Below are 18,008 nucleotides of genomic sequence, written 5' to 3'. Positions count from 1 at the left end.
GGGCCGGCCCGGCTGCGGAGAGCCGGGCCGATGGCCTCAGACGATCGGACCCGCCGGACCCGCCGGACCCGCCGGATCGACGGAATCCACGGCGGTCGGCCTTTCCACCGGCGCATGCGGCGCCGGCACCGGATCCGCCGGCACCGGGTCCGCCGGGTGCGGGGCCAGCAAGGGCAGCCGCGAGGCGAGCCGCTCCTCGCACAGCTCGACCAGCCGGTCGTATCCGGCCTTGCCCATCAGCTCGATCAGTTCCGGCCGGTACGAGACGTACACCGGGTCGCCCGCGCCGTGCGCCGAGGTGGCCGACGTGCACCACCAGTGCAGGTCGTGCCCGCCCGGACCCCAGCCGCGCCGGTCGTACTCGCCGATCGACACCTGGAGCACGCGGGTGTCGTCGGGCCGGTCGATCCAGTCGTACGTCCGCCGCACCGGCAGCTGCCAGCAGACGTCCGGCTTGGTCTCCAGCGGCTCGCGGCCCTCCTTGAGGGCGAGGATGTGCAGCGAGCAGCCGGCGCCGCCCGCGAAGCCCGGGCGGTTCTGGAAGATGCACGAGCCGTTGAACGGGCGGGTCTGCCGGGAACCCTCGTCGTCCTCCGAGATCCAGCCGTCGCGCACGCCCTCGTCGTGGTGCTGCCAGACGTCGGGGGTGAGCCGCGCCACGTGCTCCGCCACGCGCTTCTCGTCGTCCTCGTCCGAGAAGTGCGCGCCCAGCGTGCAGCAGCCGTCGTCCGCGCGGCCCGCCTGGATGCCCTGGCAGCCGCTGCCGAAGATGCAGTTCCAGCGCGAGGTCAGCCATGTCAGATCGCAGCGGAAGACCTGGTCGTCGTCCGCCGGATCGGGGAACTCGACCCACGCGCGCGCGAAGTCGAGACCCTTCTCGTCGGCATCGCGGGCCTTGCGCGACTTCTTCGGTGACCTCACCCGCGAAGAACCCGGGGAGCCGGTGGCGGATTCGACGGCCTTGTCGGCCTTGTCGGCTTTTTCGTCCTTCGCCTTTTTCGTCTTTGGCACCCGACCAGGGTAAGTCGCCCGCGCGCGGCAACGAGACTGTCTCAGGATGCGCACCGGGGGTCGAGGTGAGGACGGCTGGCAGTAGCGTGCCCTCCATGAGACTCGGTGTCCTCGACGTGGGATCGAACACGGTGCACCTGCTGGTGGTGGACGCGCATCCGGGCGCGTGCCCGCTGCCCGCCCACTCGCACAAGGCCGAACTGCGCCTCGCCGAACTCCTCGACGAGTCCGGCGCGATCGGCCGTGAAGGCGTCGACACGCTCATCACCGTCGTCCGGGAGGCGCTCCAGGCCGCCGAGGACAAGGGCGTCGAGGACGTGCTGCCGTTCGCGACCTCCGCCGTGCGCGAGGCCGGCAACGCCGACGACGTCCTCGCGCGCGTACAGGCCGAGACCGGTGTCCGGCTGCAGGTCCTCACCGGCGAGGAGGAGGCCCGGCTCACCTTCCTCGCGGCCCGCCGCTGGTTCGGCTGGTCGGCCGGCAAGCTGCTGGTCCTGGACATCGGCGGCGGCTCCCTGGAGATCGCCTACGGCATCGACGAGGAGCCCGACGCGGCCGTCTCCCTCCCCCTCGGCGCGGGCCGGCTCACCGCGGGCTGGCTGCCCGGCGACCCGCCGGACCCCGAGCGGATACGGGCGCTGCGGCGGCACGTGCGGGCCGAGATCGCCCGGACCGTCGGGGAGTTCAGCCGCATCGGCTCCCCCGACCACGTCGTCGCCACCTCCAAGACCTTCAAGCAGCTCGCCCGCCTCGCCGGCGCCGCCCCCTTCGCCGACGGCCCCTACGTCCAGCGCGAGCTGAAGCGGGAGTCCCTGGAGGCCTGGGTGCCGCGCCTGGCCGGCATGACCACCGCCCAGCGCGCCGAGCTGCCGGGCGTTTCCGAGGGCCGCGCGAGCCAGCTGCTGGCGGGCGCGCTGGTCGCCGAGGGGGCGATGGACCTGTTCGGGGTGGAGTCCCTGGAGATCTGCCCGTGGGCGCTCCGGGAGGGCGTGATCCTCCGCAAGCTCGACCACATGGCTTCGCAGTAGCGCACCGCCGGGACGAGGCGGGGCGGGACGAGGCAGGCGAGGCGGGCGGGGCGGGCACCGGGATGGCACGCGCGCGTGAGGGCACGAGGCGATTCGGACCCTGTGCCCCGGACCTCGCGCCCCGGACCTCGTGCCCCGTGTCCGGTGCTCCGGCCCCCGTGCCCCGGACCTCGCGCGCCTGGAGGGTGAGGCCACCCGACCCGGTGGGCACGCGCGCGTGAGGGCACGAGGCGATCGGCCCGGCGGGCGCACGGCTGCCGCGGCAGACGGACCGACGGATCCCGGCCACCCCCCGTGGCATGCGCCACAACGGCGCACGGACACCCGTCAGTCCGGTCACCGCACCCCGTAACCTGTCCCCCATGGCAGAGCCAGTCGCGCGCGTTCCGGATGCGAAGGTCGCCCTGTCGACTGCCTCGGTCTACCCGGAGTCGACGGCGACGGCCTTCGAGATCGCGGCACGCCTCGGCTACGACGGGGTCGAGGTCATGGTGTGGAACGACCCGGTCAGCCAGGACATCGACGCGCTCCGCAGACTCAGCGACTACCACCGCGTCCCGATCCTCGCCGTGCACGCCCCGTGCCTGCTCATCACGCAGCGCGTGTGGTCGACCGACCCGTGGGTCAAGCTCCAGCGGGCGCGCGCCGCGGCCGAGAAGCTGGGCGCGGGCACCGTCGTCGTCCACCCGCCCTTCCGCTGGCAGCGCCAGTACGCGCGCGACTTCGTCCAGGGCATCTGGCGGATGGCGGACGAGACGGACGTACGGTTCGCCGTCGAGAACATGTACCCCTGGCGCTACCGCGACCGCGAGATGCTCGCGTACGCGCCCGACTGGGACGTGACGAACGACGACTACCGGCACTTCACCATCGATCTCAGCCACGCCTCGACCGCCCGCGCGGACGCGATGGACATGCTCGACCGCATGGGCGACCGGCTGGGGCACGTGCACCTGGCCGACGGCAACGGTTCCGCCAAGGACGAGCACCTCGTGCCCGGCCGGGGCGCGCAGCCCTGCGCCGAGCTGCTGGAACGGCTCGCGCTGAGCGGCTTCGACGGGCACGTCGTCATCGAGGTCAACACCCGGCGCGCGATGTCCAGCGCCGAACGCGAGGCCGACCTCGCGGAGGCCCTCGCCTTCACGCGCCTGCACCTGGCCTCGGCGGCGAAGGTGCCCCGCCGGTGACCGGCACCACCGCGCGCCGCCGCGGCCGCCCCCCGCGCGCGGAGTCCACCGACACCCGCGACCGCATCCTCGCCGCGGCCCGCGAGGAGTTCTCGGAGCGGGGCTACCAGAAGTCGACGGTACGGGGCATCGCCAAGGCGGCCGGGGTCGACGCGGCGCTGGTGCACCACTACTTCGGCACCAAGGAGCAGGTCTTCGCGGCGGCCGTCGAGGTGTCCGTCGCGCCCGTGCTCGACGGGCCGGACGCGGTGGCCGAGGCGCCGCTGGACCAGGTCGGGGAACGGCTGACCCGCTTCATGTTCGGCGTCTGGGAGAACCCCGCGACGCGCGTGCCGCTGCTGGCGGTCGTCCGCTCGGCCGTTGACAACGAGACCGCCGCGGCCGTCTTCCGCCGTCTCGTCGCCGCGCAGCTGCTGGGCCGCATCGCCGCCCAGCTCGACGTGCCGGACGCCGAACTGCGCGCCCAGCTGGCGGCCGCGCAACTGGTCGGTACGGCCATGCTGCGGTACGTGATCAAGGTGGAACCGCTGGCGTCGGCGGACATCGAGCAGGTCGTCGCGCGCCTGGCGCCCGTGGTGCAGGGCCACCTCACCGGGCCCTGAGCGCGGCTCGGCCCTGAGCACGACGCGGCGCAGGGCCCGGCTCGGCGAGGGGCCCGGACCGGCACGCGGACCGGCGCCCCCGGCACCAGGTGCGACGCGAGATGCGCATCCCGCATTCCGGACACCTCGTCCCGCACCCTGGATGACCGGCGTACGCTCGAGGACAGCCCTACCTGTCTGAAGGAGCGAGCGACGATGCCCGAGCTGAGGTCCCGCACAGTCACCCACGGCCGCAACATGGCGGGCGCCCGCGCCCTGATGCGGGCCTCCGGTGTACCCGGTGCGGACATCGGCCGGAAGCCGATCATCGCGGTGGCCAACAGCTTCACCGAGTTCGTGCCCGGCCACACGCACCTCCAGCCGGTCGGCCGGATCGTCAGCGAGGCGATCACGGAGGCCGGCGGCATCCCGCGCGAGTTCAACACGATCGCCGTCGACGACGGCATCGCGATGGGCCACGGCGGCATGCTGTACAGCCTGCCCTCCCGCGACCTGATCGCGGACAGCGTGGAGTACATGGTCGAGGCGCACTGCGCCGACGCCCTGGTCTGCATCTCCAACTGCGACAAGATCACGCCGGGCATGCTCATGGCGGCCCTGCGCCTGAACATCCCGACGGTCTTCGTCTCCGGCGGCCCGATGGAGTCCGGCCGGGCCACCCTCGTCGACGGCACGGTCCGCACGCTCGACCTGGTCGACGCGATCTCCGACGCCGTGAACGACAAGATCTCCGACGAGGACATCCTCCGTATCGAGGAGAACGCCTGTCCGACCTGCGGCAGCTGTTCCGGCATGTTCACCGCCAACTCGATGAACTGCCTGACCGAGGCCATCGGCCTCTCCCTGCCCGGCAACGGCTCGGTCCTGGCCACCCACACCGCGCGCAAGCGGCTCTACGTGGACGCCGCGCGCACGGTCATGGACATCACCCGCCGCCACTACGAGCAGGACGACGAGACGGTCCTGCCGCGCAACATCGCCACCGTCGCCGCGTTCGAGAACGCGATGGCGCTGGACATCGCGATGGGCGGCTCGACCAACACGATCCTGCACCTGCTGGCGGCGGCCCAGGAGGCGGGCGTCCCGTTCGGCCTGAACGAGATCGACGAGGTCTCCCGCCGGGTCCCCTGCCTGGCCAAGGTGGCGCCGAACGTCGCCAAGGACCGCACGTACTACATGGAGGACGTGCACCGCGCCGGCGGCATCCCCGCCCTCCTCGGCGAGCTGCACCGCGCCGGCCTGCTGAACGAGGACGTGCACTCCGTCCACAGCCCGTCCCTGGCGGACTGGATGAAGACCTGGGACGTCCGCGGCGGCTCGCCGAGCGCCGAGGCGGTGGAACTGTGGCACGCGGCCCCCGGCTGCGTCCGCTCCGCCGAGGCCTTCTCCCAGTCCGAGCGCTGGGAGACCCTCGACGACGACGCCGAGAACGGCTGCATCCGCTCCGCCGAGCACGCCTACTCCAAGGACGGCGGCCTGGCGGTCCTCAAGGGCAACCTCGCCGTCGACGGCTGCGTGGTGAAGACGGCCGGCGTCGACGAGTCGATCTGGACCTTCGAGGGTCCCGCGGTCGTCTGCGAGTCGCAGGAGGAGGCCGTCGAGAAGATCCTCAACAAGCGGATCACCCACGGCGACGTCGTCGTCATCCGCTACGAGGGCCCCAAGGGCGGCCCCGGCATGCAGGAGATGCTCTACCCGACGTCCTTCCTCAAGGGCCGCGGCCTCGGCAAGACCTGCGCCCTGATCACGGACGGCCGCTTCTCCGGCGGCACCTCGGGGCTGTCCATCGGCCACGCCTCCCCGGAGGCGGCCTCCGGCGGCACCATCGCCCTCGTCGAGGACGGCGACCGCATCCGCATCGACATCCCGAACCGCACGATCGAGCTGCTCGTCGACGAGACGGAACTCGGCCGCCGCGAGCAGGCGTTGAACGGGGCGTACGCCCCCGCGAACCGCGAGCGCAAGGTCTCCGCCGCCCTGCGCGCCTACGCCGCGATGGCGACGAGCGCCGACAAGGGCGCGGTGCGAGACGTGTCGAAGCTGGGCTGACGTCCGCCCGACGTCCAGCGCCCAACACCGAACACCGAAGGGCCGCCTCCGTCGACCGGGGGCGGCCCTTCCGCGCGGGGGCGGGAGCCACGAGGCCCGTGAAGCCCGCACACCCGCCCCCCGGGCCTCACGAACCCCATGGGCCTCACGAACCCCGCGAGCCTCACCAGCCCGCCGGATCACGTCCGTCCACCGCGAACACCGTCCCGTCGGGAGCCCCGGCGTACACCCGTCCGTCGGCCGCCTCGGGCGCCGGCAGCGTACTGACCACCTCGTCCGACCGCGCGCCGAGCCGCAGCTCCGTCTGGCCGACGAGTCTCCCCGCCTCCGCGTCGACGGCGAGGAGACGGCCGTCGGGAGCGCTGAAGAACACGTGCGCGCCGTCGGCGACCGGCACCGACCCCCTGCTCACGGCCGTCTGGAGGGACCACAGCCGCTTCTCCCGCCGGGTGTCGACGGCCACGAGGGCTCCGTCGTACGTCATGAGGTAGACGCGGTCGCCGTCGACGGCCGCGGTCGGCTGCTGGAGCGCGACGGACAGCGCCACCCGCCGCGACGCCCCGGTCGCGGGGGAGAAACGGATCACCGCGTCCACCGTGCCGTAACCGCCGTCGCCGTCCCCGGCCAGAAAAACGATACTGCCGTCCGCGGCGCCCACCGGCGTCACCGCCTCGTCGAACCGCTCGTCCCAGCGCACCTCTCCGGTGCCGGGGTCCACCGCGGTGACCCGGGTCCGGCCCTCACCGGAGGTACTGGTCGCGTAGACCAGCGCGTCCCCGGGGAACGACACGAAGTACGGATCGCCCGCCCCCGGGATCCGCCGGCTCCATCCGGTACGCCCGGACGCCGCGTCCACCCCGGTCACCGTGCCGTCGGCCGCCGTCAGCAGCAGGGTCCCGCCCGCGTACCGGACCCCCCGGTACGCCGACACGTCCCGCTCCCAGCGCACCCGCCCCGACGCCGGGTCGAGGGCCTCGACGCGCTCGCCCGCGTGCGTGAGCACATGCGCCAGTCCGCCCGCGACGACCGGCGCCTCACGGGGTCCGTCCCCGGCGGACAGGGCGTGCCGCCACAGCACGCGTCCGTCGGAGGCGTCGAGGGCGGACACCTGCCCCGCCTGGGCACAGAGCAGCCGCCGGGCGCCGTACGCGCACCGCGGCATCCCGTCGTCCCCCGCGGGACGCGTCGCCCACGGCGCGCGGACGCCCGCGGCGGACCGCGAGCCTTCCGCGCCCCGGGACGCGGCCCCGGCCGTGTCCTCGCCGAACAGCTGGGCGGAGGCGAACCCGCCGCCCGCGACGAGCACCAGCGAGCCGAGGGCGAGCGCGGCCCGCCGCCGCCCGCCCCGCCGCCACACGGTCCACCGCCGCACGCCCGGCCGGGCCGGCGAGGGCCGGGCCGCGCCGGCCGGGTCCGCGGAGGACCCCGGCGGGCTCCCCGCCCCCGAGGATCCCGGTGACCCGGCCGGCTCCGGCCACGCGGACCCCGGCACGCCGTCGCCGGGCGAACGCTGCGCCGGTATGAACGCCTGCGTGTCGTACGAGGCCGCCACCGACCGCAGTTCCCGCATCAGTTCGTCGGGCGTGGGGCGGTCCTCGGGCTCCTTCGCGAGGCAGCGCAGCACCATCGGGGCCAGGCTCTCCGGCACACCGGTCAGATCCGGCTCGTCGTGCACGACCTGGTAGGCGACGACGTAGGGGCTGTCCGAGTCGAACGGCCCCCGCCCGGTCGCCGCGTGCACCAGCACCGATCCCAGCGCGAACACGTCCGCGGCGGGCCCGACCTCCCGCGGCCGCCGGAACTGCTCCGGCGCCATGAACGGCGGTGTCCCGATCAACTTGCCGGTCTCGGTGCGCAGTTCGCTGTCCTTCGGCCGTGAGATGCCGAAGTCGATGACCTTCGGACCGTCCTCGGCGAGCAGGACGTTGCTGGGCTTCAGATCCCGGTGCACCACCCCGACCCGATGGATGTCCCGCAGTGCCTCCGCGAGCCCGGCCATCAGCCGCCGCAACTCGCCCGCGCCCATGGGCCCGTTCCGCTTCACGTGCTGCGACAGGGTCGGGCCGGGAATGAACAACGTGGCCATCCAGGGCCGTTCGGCCTCCGGGTCGGCGTCGACGACGGGCGCGGTGAAGGCGCCGCTCACCCGCCTCGCGGCCGCCACCTCCTGCCGGAACCGGCCCCGGAACTCGGGGTCCCGCGCGAACTCGGCGTGCACGACCTTCACCGCGACCTTCATGCCCGAGGTGCTGCGGGCCAGGTGGACCACGCCCATGCCGCCCGAGCCCAGGCAGGACTCCAGGTGGTAGTGACCGGCGTACTCCGGAAGTTCCGCTTCCGCGTCCGCTCCGGTGTTGTGCTGCGGCGCCATGGACCACCCCCGTGCTGTTCGTCCGCGCGCGCGACGCACGGAGCCTAGTCGATGACGCTCACGCGACCGAGGCGGCTTGCTAGCCTCCCTGTGCCAATCGTGTACATGTGTTTCATGTCGTGATTGCGGGGAATCAACGGGACCCCATGGCAGTCATGGGGTCCGACGGGGGAGGTTTTTTCATGTCCGCAGACCGCGTGGAAGAAGTGACGGGGGTCAGGGAGACCGGGGCGGCCGGGGGCGGCGTCGAGGCGCGGGCCGTGACGGCGGCGCTGACGTACTACCCGGTGGCGCCCGGCGTCCGCCTCAACGTACGCAGCGGACCGGCCACCAGCTACCCGATCGTCAAGGTGCTGCCCGAGGGCACGAAGGTGCCGATCTTCTGCCAGACGCCCGGCACCTCGGTCACCGGCCCGTACGGCACGACGAACATCTGGGACAACATCGCCGACGGCCAGTTCGTCTCGGACGCGTACGTGAGGACGGGCAGCGACGGCTACATAGCCCCCCGCTGCGCCTGACCCGACCGCACGCGTCGCGCGGCGCTCCACCGCACGCGTCGCGCACGCGTCGCTCGGCGCTCCACCGCACGCGTCCCGCACGCGTCGCTCGGCGCTCCACCGCGCACCCTGCCGGGGAGCCCGCCCGACCCGGAGCCATAATCGTCCCGTGAGTGACGAGAACGGCACGCCGGACACCGAGGCGGGTTCCCCGGAGACCGGGGCGGGCCCCTCCGGCCGGCCCGCCCACCCGGCCGGTGCCCCGGCCGCGGGCGTCCCCTCCGGGCCCCGCCCGGAGCCCCTCCGCTTCTTCGGCACCACCTGGGTGGACCACGACCGCGGCTACCCGCTCCGCCGCATCGGCGTGGCCGTCGGCTCGCTGGCCGCCGCGGTCGCCTCCTGTCTCGTCCTGCGCCTCGCCTACGAGGGCCTCGCGCTCGCCGGCACCGGCGGCTTCGTGACCGTGCTGGTCACCGTCATATTCGCGATCTCCAGCGCCCTGGCCTTCCGGAACACCTGGGAGGGCTTCACCGAGCGCCCCGACCCCGGCCGCCAGGCCTCCCCGCGCGGGTTGCCGGCCATCGGCTTCGTCGGCTCCCTCCTCGCCTACTTCCTCCGCTCGCTCACGGAGGCCCCGGGCGAGAAGCTGCACCGCGAGGAGTACGAGACGGCCCGCGCCGAGCACGAACGCCGCACCGCCCGCCGCACCCGCAACCCGTCGAAGAAGCGCCGCCGCTCCTGAGGACGCCCGCACCCGGGCGATCTCGCGGATCTGCGGCGACCTCACGGACCACGAGGGCGACCCCGCGAACCGTCTGGCGACCCCACGGACCCCGCGAACCGCGCGGACCGCACGGCGGCCGGTGTCACCGCAACTCCACGGCGGCACCGGCCGACCGCCCCCGCGGCGGCACCGGCACCCCGGCACACCCCGGCCCTCTGGTCCCCCCTGCCCCCTCCCGCCACCATGGTCCGCATGACCCCCGCCTCCAGCACCCCCAGGGCCCTCTCCTTCGACCCCGCCGCGGCCCAGTACGCCGCCAACCGCCCCTCCTACCCGGCGGCACTCCTCGAAGCGATCGAGGAGACGGCGGGCCGTCCGCTGGCCGGTGCGCGGGTCGCCGACGTCGGCGCCGGCACCGGGATCGGGACCGCCCTCCTGCACGCCCGCGGCGCCCGGGTCGTGGCCGTCGAACCGGGTGCCGGTATGGCGGAGCAGTTCCGCCGGGACCTCCCCGACGTGCCGATCGTGCGCGGCGACGGCAACCACCTGCCCCTCGCCACCGCCTCCCTCGACCTCCTCACCTACGCCCAGTCCTGGCACTGGACCGACCCGGACCGCTCGATCCCGGAGGCCCTGCGCGTCCTGCGCCCCGGCGGCGCCCTCGCCCTCTGGTGGAACGCCGCCGCGCTCGACGTGCCGTGGATCGACGCGCAGACGGCCCGCGTCGAGCGGCACTTCGGTCTCGAACGGGCCGTGGGCGGCAACGGCGACGGCACCCACGCCGCCCTCGCCGCCGCCGACGGCCGCCTCGACTTCGCGCACCGCCGCATCCGCTGGAGCCGTCGCGTCCCCGTCGACACGCACCTGGCGAACATCGGCAGCCACTCGCTGTTCCTGGTGCACGGCCGGGAGAGCACCGACGCCTTCCTCGACGGGGAGCGCCGGCGTCTTTCGGCCGTCTTCCCCGACGGCGTGGTCGAGGAGACCTACGACGTCGGCCTGCTGCTCGCGATCCGCCCCTGACCCCGCGGCATCCGCCTCTCGCGGGCGGCGGCCCACCCCTCCAGGGCCGCAGCGCACGCGTGATCCACATGCCGCAGCCCGGCCGGCTCCAGCCGTACCTCCCGGTCCCGGTGCTGGACGTCCAGCGCGTGCAGGGCGTCCAGCAGATGCGGCAGCCGCAGGAACGTCGCATGCCCCAGCAGCCGTACGACGATCCCGGCGTCACCCCGGTCCTCGATCTCCACGCGCACCTGGCTGACCTCCCAGGCCGTCTTCGCCACGGCCAGCGCCAGCCCGGCCAGCACCCCCACGAACAGATTCCCCACGACCACCACGACCGCCGTCACGCCCAGCACCGCCACCTCGCCGCGATGCCCACGCCACCACGCCCGCACCTCCCGGACGGGAACGAGGCCGCAGCCGACGTACAGGAGCAGGGCGGCCACCGCCGCGGCCGGCACCACTCCCGCCACCCCGAGCGCCGCGAGCACCCCGGCCACGACGACCGCGACCGCCGGCGGTCCCCCGCGCCGCGGCACCCGCGGGAACGACCACCGTGCCGACGCGACCAGCACGAGCGCCACGACGGCCCCCGTCGCGCCCACCTCCGCGAGCCGCACGGACTCCGCGACGTCCGGCAGCCCCACGGCACCTCCCGGCCCCCGTGCTTCGACGCGCCGCACCTCCAGGTCGAACGCCCAGGTCGCGGCCGCCGCCGACACCACGGCGGCCAGCGGCGCCGGAACCAGCCGCGCACCCCACCGCCATCGCCGCCACAGCAACGACAGGACCAGGGTGGCAGCCCCCACCGACAACGCCACCGGATCCGTCCGCCCGGGCGGGACCGCCGGTCCGGCGGCCGTCCCGAACCCGCCCACCGGCACCGCCGCGTCCCCGAGGGCGTACACCTGCCCGGCGACCAGGACGAGTCCGATCCCGGCGAGCGTCCCCCGTACGACCGCCACCGGCGCGGCCCGGAACCACCTCCCCAGCCGCGCCAGTGAGGCGGCCAGCGCGCCGCCCAGGCCGGTGAGCAGCGCCGACCCGGCGGGGAGCGGGCAGAGCAGGGCGACGCCCGTGCACACGGGCAGCGCGACGAGCAGAACGGTCGAGGAAGCCCACAGGTCGGCCTCGCGGACACCATGACGCATGACGACGGCACCTCCGGTCGGGAACGGGAGATGCGTGGGGGCCGTGCCGGGGGAAGGCGCGGCCGAATGAATCCCATTTTCATGAGATCCGCCGGCTGCGCACCGGAAAGCACCGACGGCCACACGAACGGGGAAGCGCACGAGCGCAACCGCCCCGCCTCCCGAGCGCCACCGCGCGCCCGTGCCGCGCAACACGCTCCCGGCCGCTTGACGGCTCCCGTACCGCGGAGAGATTATTCATCGCATGATGAATTATGAGGACCGGGCCTCCGAACCCCCCGACGACCCGGGACCCGACGACCCGGTCCCGACCGCCCCCGCCGCCGTGCGCGCCCGCGACCTCAGCGTCGTCCGAGGCCCCCGCACGGTCCTGCGCACCCTCGACTTCGCGGTCCCGCGCGGCCGGATCACCGGCCTCCTCGGCCCTTCGGGATGCGGCAAGTCGACGCTGATGCGGGCGATCGTCGGCACCCAGGCCAAGGTCACCGGCACCCTGGACGTACTCGGCCGGCCGGCCGGCCACCCCGCCCTGCGCACCCGCATCGGCTACGTCACCCAGGCGCCTTCCGTCTACGACGACCTGTCGGTCCGCCAGAACCTCGACTACTTCGCGGCCGTCCTCGACCCCGGCCGCGCGGCGGCCGCCCGCCGCCACGACAACGTCACCCGCGCGATCGCCGACGTCGACCTGACCGGCCGCACCGACGCCCTGGCCGCCAACCTCTCCGGAGGCGAGCGCAGCCGCGTCTCCCTGGCCGTGGCCCTCCTCGGCGCCCCGGAACTCCTCGTCCTGGACGAACCGACGGTCGGCCTCGACCCGGTCCTGCGCCGCGACCTGTGGAACCTCTTCCACGACATCGCCGCCTCCCGCGGCACCACCCTCCTCGTCTCCTCCCACGTCATGGACGAGGCCGAGCGCTGCCACCGCCTCCTCCTCATGCGCGAGGGCGAGATCCTCGCCGACGGCACCCCCGACGAGCTGCGCGCCCGCACCGGCTCGGACACGGTCGAGGCGGCCTTCCTGCACCTGGTCGACGAGGCGGCCGAAGCGACCCGCAAGAAGGAGAGGACCCGATGACCACGGACACCGCGCCCGCCGCACCCACCCCCGTCGCCCCCACGGCCCCCCTCAACCTCTCCCGCACCACCGCCACCGCCGCCCGTGTCCTGCGACAGCTGCGCCACGACCCCCGCTCGATCGCCCTGATGATCCTGGTCCCGTGCCTGATGCTGGTCCTGCTCCGCTACGTCTTCGACGGCAGCCCCCGCACCTTCGACAACATCGGCGCGTCCCTCCTCGGGATCTTCCCCCTGATCACGATGTTCCTGGTCACGTCCATCGCCACCCTGCGCGAACGCACCTCGGGCACCCTCGAACGCCTCCTCGCCCTCCCCCTCGGCAAGGGCGACCTGATCGCCGGATACGCCCTGGCCTTCGGCGCCCTCGCGATCGTCCAGTCCGCCCTCGCCACCGGCCTGGCGCTCTGGTTCCTCGACCTGGACGTGCGGGGCAGCACCTGGCTCCTCCTCCTGGTGGCCCTGCTCGACGCCCTCCTCGGCACCGCCCTCGGCCTCTTCGTCTCGGCCTTCGCCGCCTCCGAGTTCCAGGCGGTCCAGTTCATGCCGGCGGTGATCTTCCCCCAGCTCCTCCTCTGCGGCCTCTTCGCCCCCCGCGACACCATGCACCCCGTCCTGGAGGGCATCTCGAACGTCCTGCCCATGTCCTACGCGGTCGACGGCATGAACGAGGTCCTCGCCCACGCCGACATGACGGCGACCTTCGTCCGGGACGTGCTCGTCGTGGCGGGCTGCGCCCTGCTGGTCCTCGGCCTGGGAGCAGCGACACTGCGCCGCCGGACGACGTGACGGACCCGCATCCGCCGGGAGGAGCTCACGGCCGAGCACGAGGAACGCAGACAACGCAGACAAGGCAGCGAGCCCCGACGGCCGGATCCGACGGCCGGATCCGAGGGCCGGATCCCGAGGACGGACCCGAAGGACGGACCCGAAGGACGGAGCGGGGGCCGGCGCGGAACGGCGGCGGGGACGGGTCCGCGCCGCCCACCCACCGGACAGCTCCCACCCCCGCACCGGCCCCGGTGCGAGGATGACCCCGGACGACGCACACTCCCGGAGGACCCCGCCATGTCCCAGAAAGTCGCAGTCCTAGGCACCGGCAAGATCGGCGAAGCCCTTCTCAGCGGCATGCTCCGAGGCGGCTGGCCCCCCGCCGACCTCCTCGTCACCGCCCGCCGCGCGGACCGCGCCGAGGAACTCCGCGCCCGCTACGGCGTCACCCCGGTCACCAACGCCGAAGCCGCCAAGACCGCCGACACCCTCATCCTCACGGTCAAGCCGCAGGACATGGGCGCCCTCCTCGACGAGCTGGCCCCGCACGTCCCCGCCGACCGCCTCGTCATCAGCGGAGCCGCCGGCATCACGACCGCCTTCGTCGAGGAGCGCCTCACCGCCGGTGTCCCCGTCGTCCGCGTCATGACGAACACGCCCGCCCTCGTCGACGAGGCCATGTCCGTCATCTCCGCCGGCAGCCACGCCAGCGCCGACCACCTCGCCCACGCCGAGGAGATCTTCGGATCCGTGGGCAAGACGCTCCGCGTCCCCGAGTCGCAGCAGGACGCCTGCACGGCCCTCTCCGGCTCCGGCCCGGCGTACTTCTTCTACCTCGTCGAAGCGATGACGGACGCGGGCATCCTGCTCGGCCTGCCCCGCGACAAGGCCCACGACCTCATCGTCCAGTCCGCGATCGGCGCCGCGACGATGCTCCGCGACAGCGGCGAACACCCGGTCAAGCTCCGCGAGAACGTCACCTCCCCGGCCGGCACCACCATCAGCGCCATCCGCGAACTCGAGAACCACGGCGTACGCGCCGCCCTCATCGCCGCCCTGGAGGCCGCCCGCGACCGCAGCCGCGAGCTGGCCGCCGGCACCAAGGACTGACGGCACGGGCGCACCGCCCCACCACCTCACCGCCCCACTGGGGGCGGTCACTTCGCCGCGTCCACCACCTCCCCGGTGGTGACGACCCGCGCGAAGCCGCCCCCGTGCAGCGACACCGCCGACGCCCGCGCCACCTCGTCCGCGCTCAGCCGCCAGCCGAACGGCCCCTCCAGGTCGAACGTGTGGGTGGCGTCGTACGCGACCACGACGTCGTACCCCAGGTTCCCGCCCATCCGGGCGGTCGTCTCCACGCACATGTTGGTCTGGATCCCGGCCAGCACCACCTGCGCGATCCCCCGCCCCTTCAGCCACGCGTCCAGGTCCGGCGTCCCGTAGAAAGCCGAGTTCACCGTCTTCGTGACGAGCAGCTCGGCACCGGAGCCCTTGCCCCTCCTCTCCTCCACGTACGTCTTGAAGCCGTTCCCCCCGTACCCCGGCCGCAACGGTGAGTCCGGCTTGACCGAGTCGTGCCGCACGAACACGACCGGCCGCCCCGTGGCCTGCCACACGTCGATGAGCGTGGCGATGCGGCCGTCGGCGCCGGGGTTGTTCCGGGGCCCCCAGAACCCGGTCTCCTCGAAGCCCTCCTGCACGTCCACGACCACCAGTGCTGCGTTCTCAGCGATGTCCATGCCCCCGATCCTGCCGCCACGACGCCTCCCGTCCCAGCAGGTGAAAAGTCGGCGATCGATGGTTTACTGCCACGCATGGACCAGGGCGGCGCGGGCGGGGGACGACAGGACGCGTACCGGGTGGCCCTCGTCGCCTTCCCCGGCATCCGGGCCTTCGACGTCTCCGTCATCACCGAGGTCTGGGGCACCGACCGCACCGACCGCGACGCGCCCGCCTTCGACCTGCGCCGCGTCGCCCCCGACACCGCCACGCCCGTCCCCATGCGCGGCGGACTCAGCCTCCTGCCCGACCGCACCCTCTCCTGGCTGCCGCGCGCCGACCTGATCCTGGTCCCCGGCCTCGACGACCACGTCACCCCCGCACCACCACCCGTCCTCCAGGCCCTCCGCCGCGCCCACGCCCGCGGCACCACCATCGCCGCCCTCTGCGGGGGCGCCTTCACCCTCGCCCAGGCCGGCCTCCTCGACGGCCGCCGCGCGATCACCCACTGGAACCTGGTCGACCTGCTGCGCGCCCGTCACCCCGAGGTCACCGTCGTCCCCGACGCCCTCTTCATCGAGGACGACAACATCTGGACCGCCGCCGGCACCGCGGCCGGCATCGACCTCTGTCTGCACCTGGTCCGCCGGTCCCACGGCGCGGAAGCGGCCGCCACCATCGCCCGCTCGATGGTCACCGCCCCCTTCCGCACCGGCACCCAGGCCCAGTTCATCGAACACGCCACACCCCACACCGACCGCGACGCCGACGCCCTCGCCGCCGTCCGCGAACACGCGCTCCGCCACCTCCACGAACCGCTCACGGTCGCCGGCCTGGCGGCTCGCGCCGGCATGTCCCCGCGCACCTTCGCCCGCCACTTCACGGCGGCCACCGGCACCACCCCCCTCCGCTGGCTCCTCGACCAGCGCCTCGCCGCCGCGCAGAAGCTCCTCGAACGCACCGACCTCCCCATGCCCGAGGTCGCCCGCCGCGCGGGCTTCGGCAGCGAGGTCACGATGCGCCAGCACTTCGCATCGCGCCTCGCCACCAGCCCCCGCGCCTACCGCGCCGCGTTCAGCGCCGGCTCCGCCATCGCGGGCAGCAGCCCGATCGCCCGGTAGGCGGCGTCCACGACCGGCCGGGCCATCGCCCGCGCCCTCTCCGCACCGTCCCTCAGCACCCCCTCCACGAACACCGGGTCGGCGCACAACTCCTGGTGTCTGGCCCGCACGGGCCGCAGCACCTCCACCACCGCGTCGGCGGTGTCCCTCTTCAAAGCGCCGTACGACTCGTACACGTCCGCCAGGGCCCGCGGGTTCCCGCCCGTGCACGCCGCGAGGATCTCCAGCAGGTTCGCGACGCCGGGCCGCTCCTCCCGGTCGTACACGACCTCCCGCCCGCTGTCGGTCACGGCCCGCATGACCTTCTTCCGTACGACGTCCGGCTCGTCCAGCAGGTAGACGATGCCGGGACCCGAGTCGTCGCTCTTGCCCATCTTCGACGTCGGTTCCTGGAGGTTCATGACCCGCGCCCCCACCGGCGGATGCGTGGCCCTGGGCACCACGAACGCCTGTCCGTAGCGCTGGTTGAACCGCAGCGCCAGGTCCCGGGTCAGCTCCACGTGCTGGGCCTGGTCGTCCCCGACCGGCACCTCGTCCGTCCCGTACGCCAGGATGTCCGCCGCCATCAGCACCGGATAGGTGAGCAGCGACAGCCGCACGCTCCCGCCCCGCTCACGCTCCCGCGCGGCCTTCTCCCTGTACTGGATCATCCGCCGCATCTCGCCGTCGGTGGCCACGCACTCCAGTACGTACGACAGCCGCGCGTGCTCGTCCACGTGGCTCTGCACGAAGAGGGTGCACAGCTCCGGATCCAGCCCGGCCGCGAGCAGCAGCGTCGCGGCCTGCCGACTCAGCCGACGCACCCGCGCGGGGTCGTGGTCCACGGTGAGGGCGTGCAGGTCGACCACGCAGAACAGCGCGTCCGCCCGGTGCTGATCGACGTCGGCCCACTGCCGCATGGCCCCCAGATAGTTCCCCAGCGTCAGATGCCCGGTCGGCTTGACCCCGCTGAAGACCCGCTTCATCTCTCCACCTCCTGGTCGAGGCCACCGCGCCCGGCCGGCCGACCCTCGGGAGGGAGAAACAGAAACGGCCGCCGAGGCGGCGGCCGTTGAGTGCACACGTCAGTCCGGCCGCCGTCAGGCGGCCCACCACAGCTGGGTGCTGCACGTATGCGTAGTCATGCGGGCCAGCGTACGCCTCCGAGGTGCTCCTGGGGCCTGGGTTGACACGCCCCGGAGGGATACGTAGTGTTCTCCGAGTTGTCCGACGTGAGCGTCGACTCCGGACAACCATTCCGCAAGTACCCAGCACTCCTCGGCGAGCAGTCGATTCGTCTGCCGTCGTGTCATTGCCGTGCGTATTCGCGAAATGAGGAATCCACGTTCGAAAGGACGCCGCCCCGATTGGCTTCGGGGCCGGGGAATCCGCTAAAGTCTCACTCGTCGGAACGGCCCAACAGCCGGGAAGGCAAACCCCCTTCTGACGGGGAATCGGAACCGAAAGGATCTGATAGAGTCGGAACCGCCGGAAAGGAAACCGCGAAGAAAAACGCGGGATTCTGGAAAGCGCCGAGGAGATCGGGCCGGGAAGCGGTCTGATAGAGTCGGAAACGCAGGACCGAAGGGAAGCGCCCGGAGGAAAGCCTGAGAGAGTATCTCGGGTGAGTACGAAGGAAGCGTCCGTTCCTTGAGAACTCAACAGCGTGCCAAAAATCAACGCCAGATATGTTGATACCCCGTCCCCGGCAGT

The 18,008-nt window shown here is 73.3% G+C and carries 16 protein-coding genes; 11 read left to right on the top strand and 5 right to left on the bottom strand.

Translation table 11 applies throughout. From position 1 onward, the window contains the following. Window positions 1-36 precede the first annotated feature (36 nt). Complete coding sequence (locus tag ACF09K_RS08055; RefSeq protein ID WP_392241669.1) at window positions 37-1,011, bottom strand: hypothetical protein; 975 nt, start codon at window positions 1,009-1,011, stop codon at window positions 37-39. Window positions 1,012-1,106: 95 nt separating this feature from the next. Here ACF09K_RS08055 and ACF09K_RS08050 point away from each other — a divergent pair, with 95 nt between their 5' ends. The 4 genes from ACF09K_RS08050 (at window position 1,107) to ilvD (ending at window position 5,877) form a co-directional block, all read left to right on the top strand. Next, window positions 1,107-2,039 (top strand): Ppx/GppA family phosphatase, encoded by a 933-nt coding sequence (locus tag ACF09K_RS08050; RefSeq protein ID WP_392241668.1) that lies wholly within the window; start codon window positions 1,107-1,109, stop codon window positions 2,037-2,039. Window positions 2,040-2,401: 362 nt separating this feature from the next. Next, complete coding sequence (locus ACF09K_RS08045; protein ID WP_392241667.1) at window positions 2,402-3,226, top strand: sugar phosphate isomerase/epimerase family protein; 825 nt, start codon at window positions 2,402-2,404, stop codon at window positions 3,224-3,226. Continuing rightward, window positions 3,223-3,828: a TetR family transcriptional regulator gene (locus ACF09K_RS08040; RefSeq protein ID WP_392241666.1), complete on the top strand. Its 606-nt coding sequence runs from the start codon at window positions 3,223-3,225 to the stop codon at window positions 3,826-3,828. Before ACF09K_RS08045 ends, ACF09K_RS08040 begins: the two co-directional genes overlap by 4 nt. A gap of 195 nt (window positions 3,829-4,023) precedes the next feature. After that, a complete protein-coding gene (gene ilvD, locus ACF09K_RS08035) occupies window positions 4,024-5,877 on the top strand; it encodes a dihydroxy-acid dehydratase (protein WP_392241665.1) in 1,854 nt (617 codons plus the stop codon). 163 nt (window positions 5,878-6,040) lie between these two features. Here ilvD and ACF09K_RS08030 read toward each other — a convergent pair whose 3' ends face one another. Next, window positions 6,041-8,248 carry a serine/threonine-protein kinase gene (locus tag ACF09K_RS08030; RefSeq protein ID WP_392241664.1) on the bottom strand — a complete coding sequence of 736 codons (2,208 nt, stop codon included), beginning with the start codon at window positions 8,246-8,248 and terminating at the stop codon, window positions 6,041-6,043. Window positions 8,249-8,430: 182 nt separating this feature from the next. On the opposite strand from ACF09K_RS08030, the gene ACF09K_RS08025 reads away from it, so the two are divergent. From ACF09K_RS08025 to ACF09K_RS08015, 3 genes are all read left to right on the top strand, one after another. Beyond that, on the top strand, window positions 8,431-8,769 hold the full coding sequence (locus ACF09K_RS08025; RefSeq protein WP_392241663.1) for an SH3 domain-containing protein: 339 nt from the start codon (window positions 8,431-8,433) through the stop codon (window positions 8,767-8,769). Between the two features lie 148 nt (window positions 8,770-8,917). After that, window positions 8,918-9,490 (top strand): EamA/RhaT family transporter, encoded by a 573-nt coding sequence (locus ACF09K_RS08020; protein ID WP_392241662.1) that lies wholly within the window; start codon window positions 8,918-8,920, stop codon window positions 9,488-9,490. Window positions 9,491-9,724: 234 nt separating this feature from the next. Next, window positions 9,725-10,495, top strand: coding sequence for a class I SAM-dependent methyltransferase (locus tag ACF09K_RS08015; RefSeq protein WP_392241661.1), 771 nt, complete (start codon window positions 9,725-9,727; stop codon window positions 10,493-10,495). Here ACF09K_RS08015 and ACF09K_RS08010 read toward each other — a convergent pair. Next, window positions 10,459-11,625: a SulP family inorganic anion transporter gene (locus tag ACF09K_RS08010; protein WP_392241660.1), complete on the bottom strand. Its 1,167-nt coding sequence runs from the start codon at window positions 11,623-11,625 to the stop codon at window positions 10,459-10,461. The genes ACF09K_RS08015 and ACF09K_RS08010 overlap by 37 nt on opposite strands. A gap of 244 nt (window positions 11,626-11,869) precedes the next feature. On the opposite strand from ACF09K_RS08010, the gene ACF09K_RS08005 reads away from it, so the two are divergent. The 3 genes from ACF09K_RS08005 to proC all read left to right on the top strand — a co-directional run bounded on the left by ACF09K_RS08005 (window position 11,870) and on the right by proC (window position 14,583). Continuing rightward, on the top strand, window positions 11,870-12,703 hold the full coding sequence (locus ACF09K_RS08005; RefSeq protein ID WP_392241659.1) for an ABC transporter ATP-binding protein: 834 nt from the start codon (window positions 11,870-11,872) through the stop codon (window positions 12,701-12,703). Further along, window positions 12,700-13,491 carry an ABC transporter permease gene (locus ACF09K_RS08000; protein WP_392241658.1) on the top strand — a complete coding sequence of 264 codons (792 nt, stop codon included), beginning with the start codon at window positions 12,700-12,702 and terminating at the stop codon, window positions 13,489-13,491. The genes ACF09K_RS08005 and ACF09K_RS08000 overlap by 4 nt, the downstream gene beginning before the upstream one ends. A 279-nt stretch (window positions 13,492-13,770) precedes the next feature. Beyond that, the gene (gene proC, locus ACF09K_RS07995; protein ID WP_363092776.1) at window positions 13,771-14,583 is read left to right on the top strand and encodes a pyrroline-5-carboxylate reductase; all 813 of its coding nucleotides are present in this window, start codon (window positions 13,771-13,773) and stop codon (window positions 14,581-14,583) included. A 47-nt stretch (window positions 14,584-14,630) separates the two neighbouring features. On the opposite strand, the gene ACF09K_RS07990 is transcribed toward proC, so the two are convergent. Continuing rightward, entirely contained in the window at window positions 14,631-15,215 is a 585-nt protein-coding gene (locus tag ACF09K_RS07990; RefSeq protein WP_392241657.1) for a cysteine hydrolase family protein, read from the bottom strand. Between the two features lie 75 nt (window positions 15,216-15,290). Here ACF09K_RS07990 and ACF09K_RS07985 point away from each other — a divergent pair, with 75 nt between their 5' ends. Beyond that, window positions 15,291-16,316 carry a GlxA family transcriptional regulator gene (locus ACF09K_RS07985; protein WP_392241656.1) on the top strand — a complete coding sequence of 342 codons (1,026 nt, stop codon included), beginning with the start codon at window positions 15,291-15,293 and terminating at the stop codon, window positions 16,314-16,316. Here the strand turns inward: ACF09K_RS07985 and trpS are convergent. Continuing rightward, complete coding sequence (gene trpS / locus ACF09K_RS07980; protein ID WP_392241655.1) at window positions 16,256-17,281, bottom strand: tryptophan--tRNA ligase; 1,026 nt, start codon at window positions 17,279-17,281, stop codon at window positions 16,256-16,258. The genes ACF09K_RS07985 and trpS overlap by 61 nt on opposite strands. Window positions 17,282-18,008 lie beyond the last annotated feature (727 nt).

Source organism: Streptomyces sp. NPDC014882, assembly GCF_043081325.1.
Classification (GTDB): domain Bacteria; phylum Actinomycetota; class Actinomycetes; order Streptomycetales; family Streptomycetaceae; genus Streptomyces.
This window is presented reverse-complemented; position numbering and strand designations above follow the sequence as displayed.

Excerpts from the sequence above, each read along its gene's own strand:
- ACF09K_RS08050 (WP_392241668.1), top strand. The coding sequence starts at position 1,107 with ATGAGACTCGGTGTCCTCGACGTGGGATCGAACACGGTGCACCTGCTG.
- ACF09K_RS08045 (WP_392241667.1), top strand. The coding sequence starts at position 2,402 with ATGGCAGAGCCAGTCGCGCGCGTTCCGGATGCGAAGGTCGCCCTGTCG.
- ilvD (WP_392241665.1), top strand. The coding sequence starts at position 4,024 with ATGCCCGAGCTGAGGTCCCGCACAGTCACCCACGGCCGCAACATGGCG.
- ACF09K_RS08030 (WP_392241664.1), bottom strand. The coding sequence starts at position 8,248 with ATGGCGCCGCAGCACAACACCGGAGCGGACGCGGAAGCGGAACTTCCG.
- ACF09K_RS08025 (WP_392241663.1), top strand. The coding sequence starts at position 8,431 with ATGTCCGCAGACCGCGTGGAAGAAGTGACGGGGGTCAGGGAGACCGGG.
- ACF09K_RS08015 (WP_392241661.1), top strand. The coding sequence starts at position 9,725 with ATGACCCCCGCCTCCAGCACCCCCAGGGCCCTCTCCTTCGACCCCGCC.
- ACF09K_RS08010 (WP_392241660.1), bottom strand. The coding sequence starts at position 11,625 with ATGCGTCATGGTGTCCGCGAGGCCGACCTGTGGGCTTCCTCGACCGTT.
- ACF09K_RS08005 (WP_392241659.1), top strand. The coding sequence starts at position 11,870 with ATGATGAATTATGAGGACCGGGCCTCCGAACCCCCCGACGACCCGGGA.
- ACF09K_RS08000 (WP_392241658.1), top strand. The coding sequence starts at position 12,700 with ATGACCACGGACACCGCGCCCGCCGCACCCACCCCCGTCGCCCCCACG.
- proC (WP_363092776.1), top strand. The coding sequence starts at position 13,771 with ATGTCCCAGAAAGTCGCAGTCCTAGGCACCGGCAAGATCGGCGAAGCC.
- ACF09K_RS07990 (WP_392241657.1), bottom strand. The coding sequence starts at position 15,215 with ATGGACATCGCTGAGAACGCAGCACTGGTGGTCGTGGACGTGCAGGAG.
- ACF09K_RS07985 (WP_392241656.1), top strand. The coding sequence starts at position 15,291 with ATGGACCAGGGCGGCGCGGGCGGGGGACGACAGGACGCGTACCGGGTG.
- trpS (WP_392241655.1), bottom strand. The coding sequence starts at position 17,281 with ATGAAGCGGGTCTTCAGCGGGGTCAAGCCGACCGGGCATCTGACGCTG.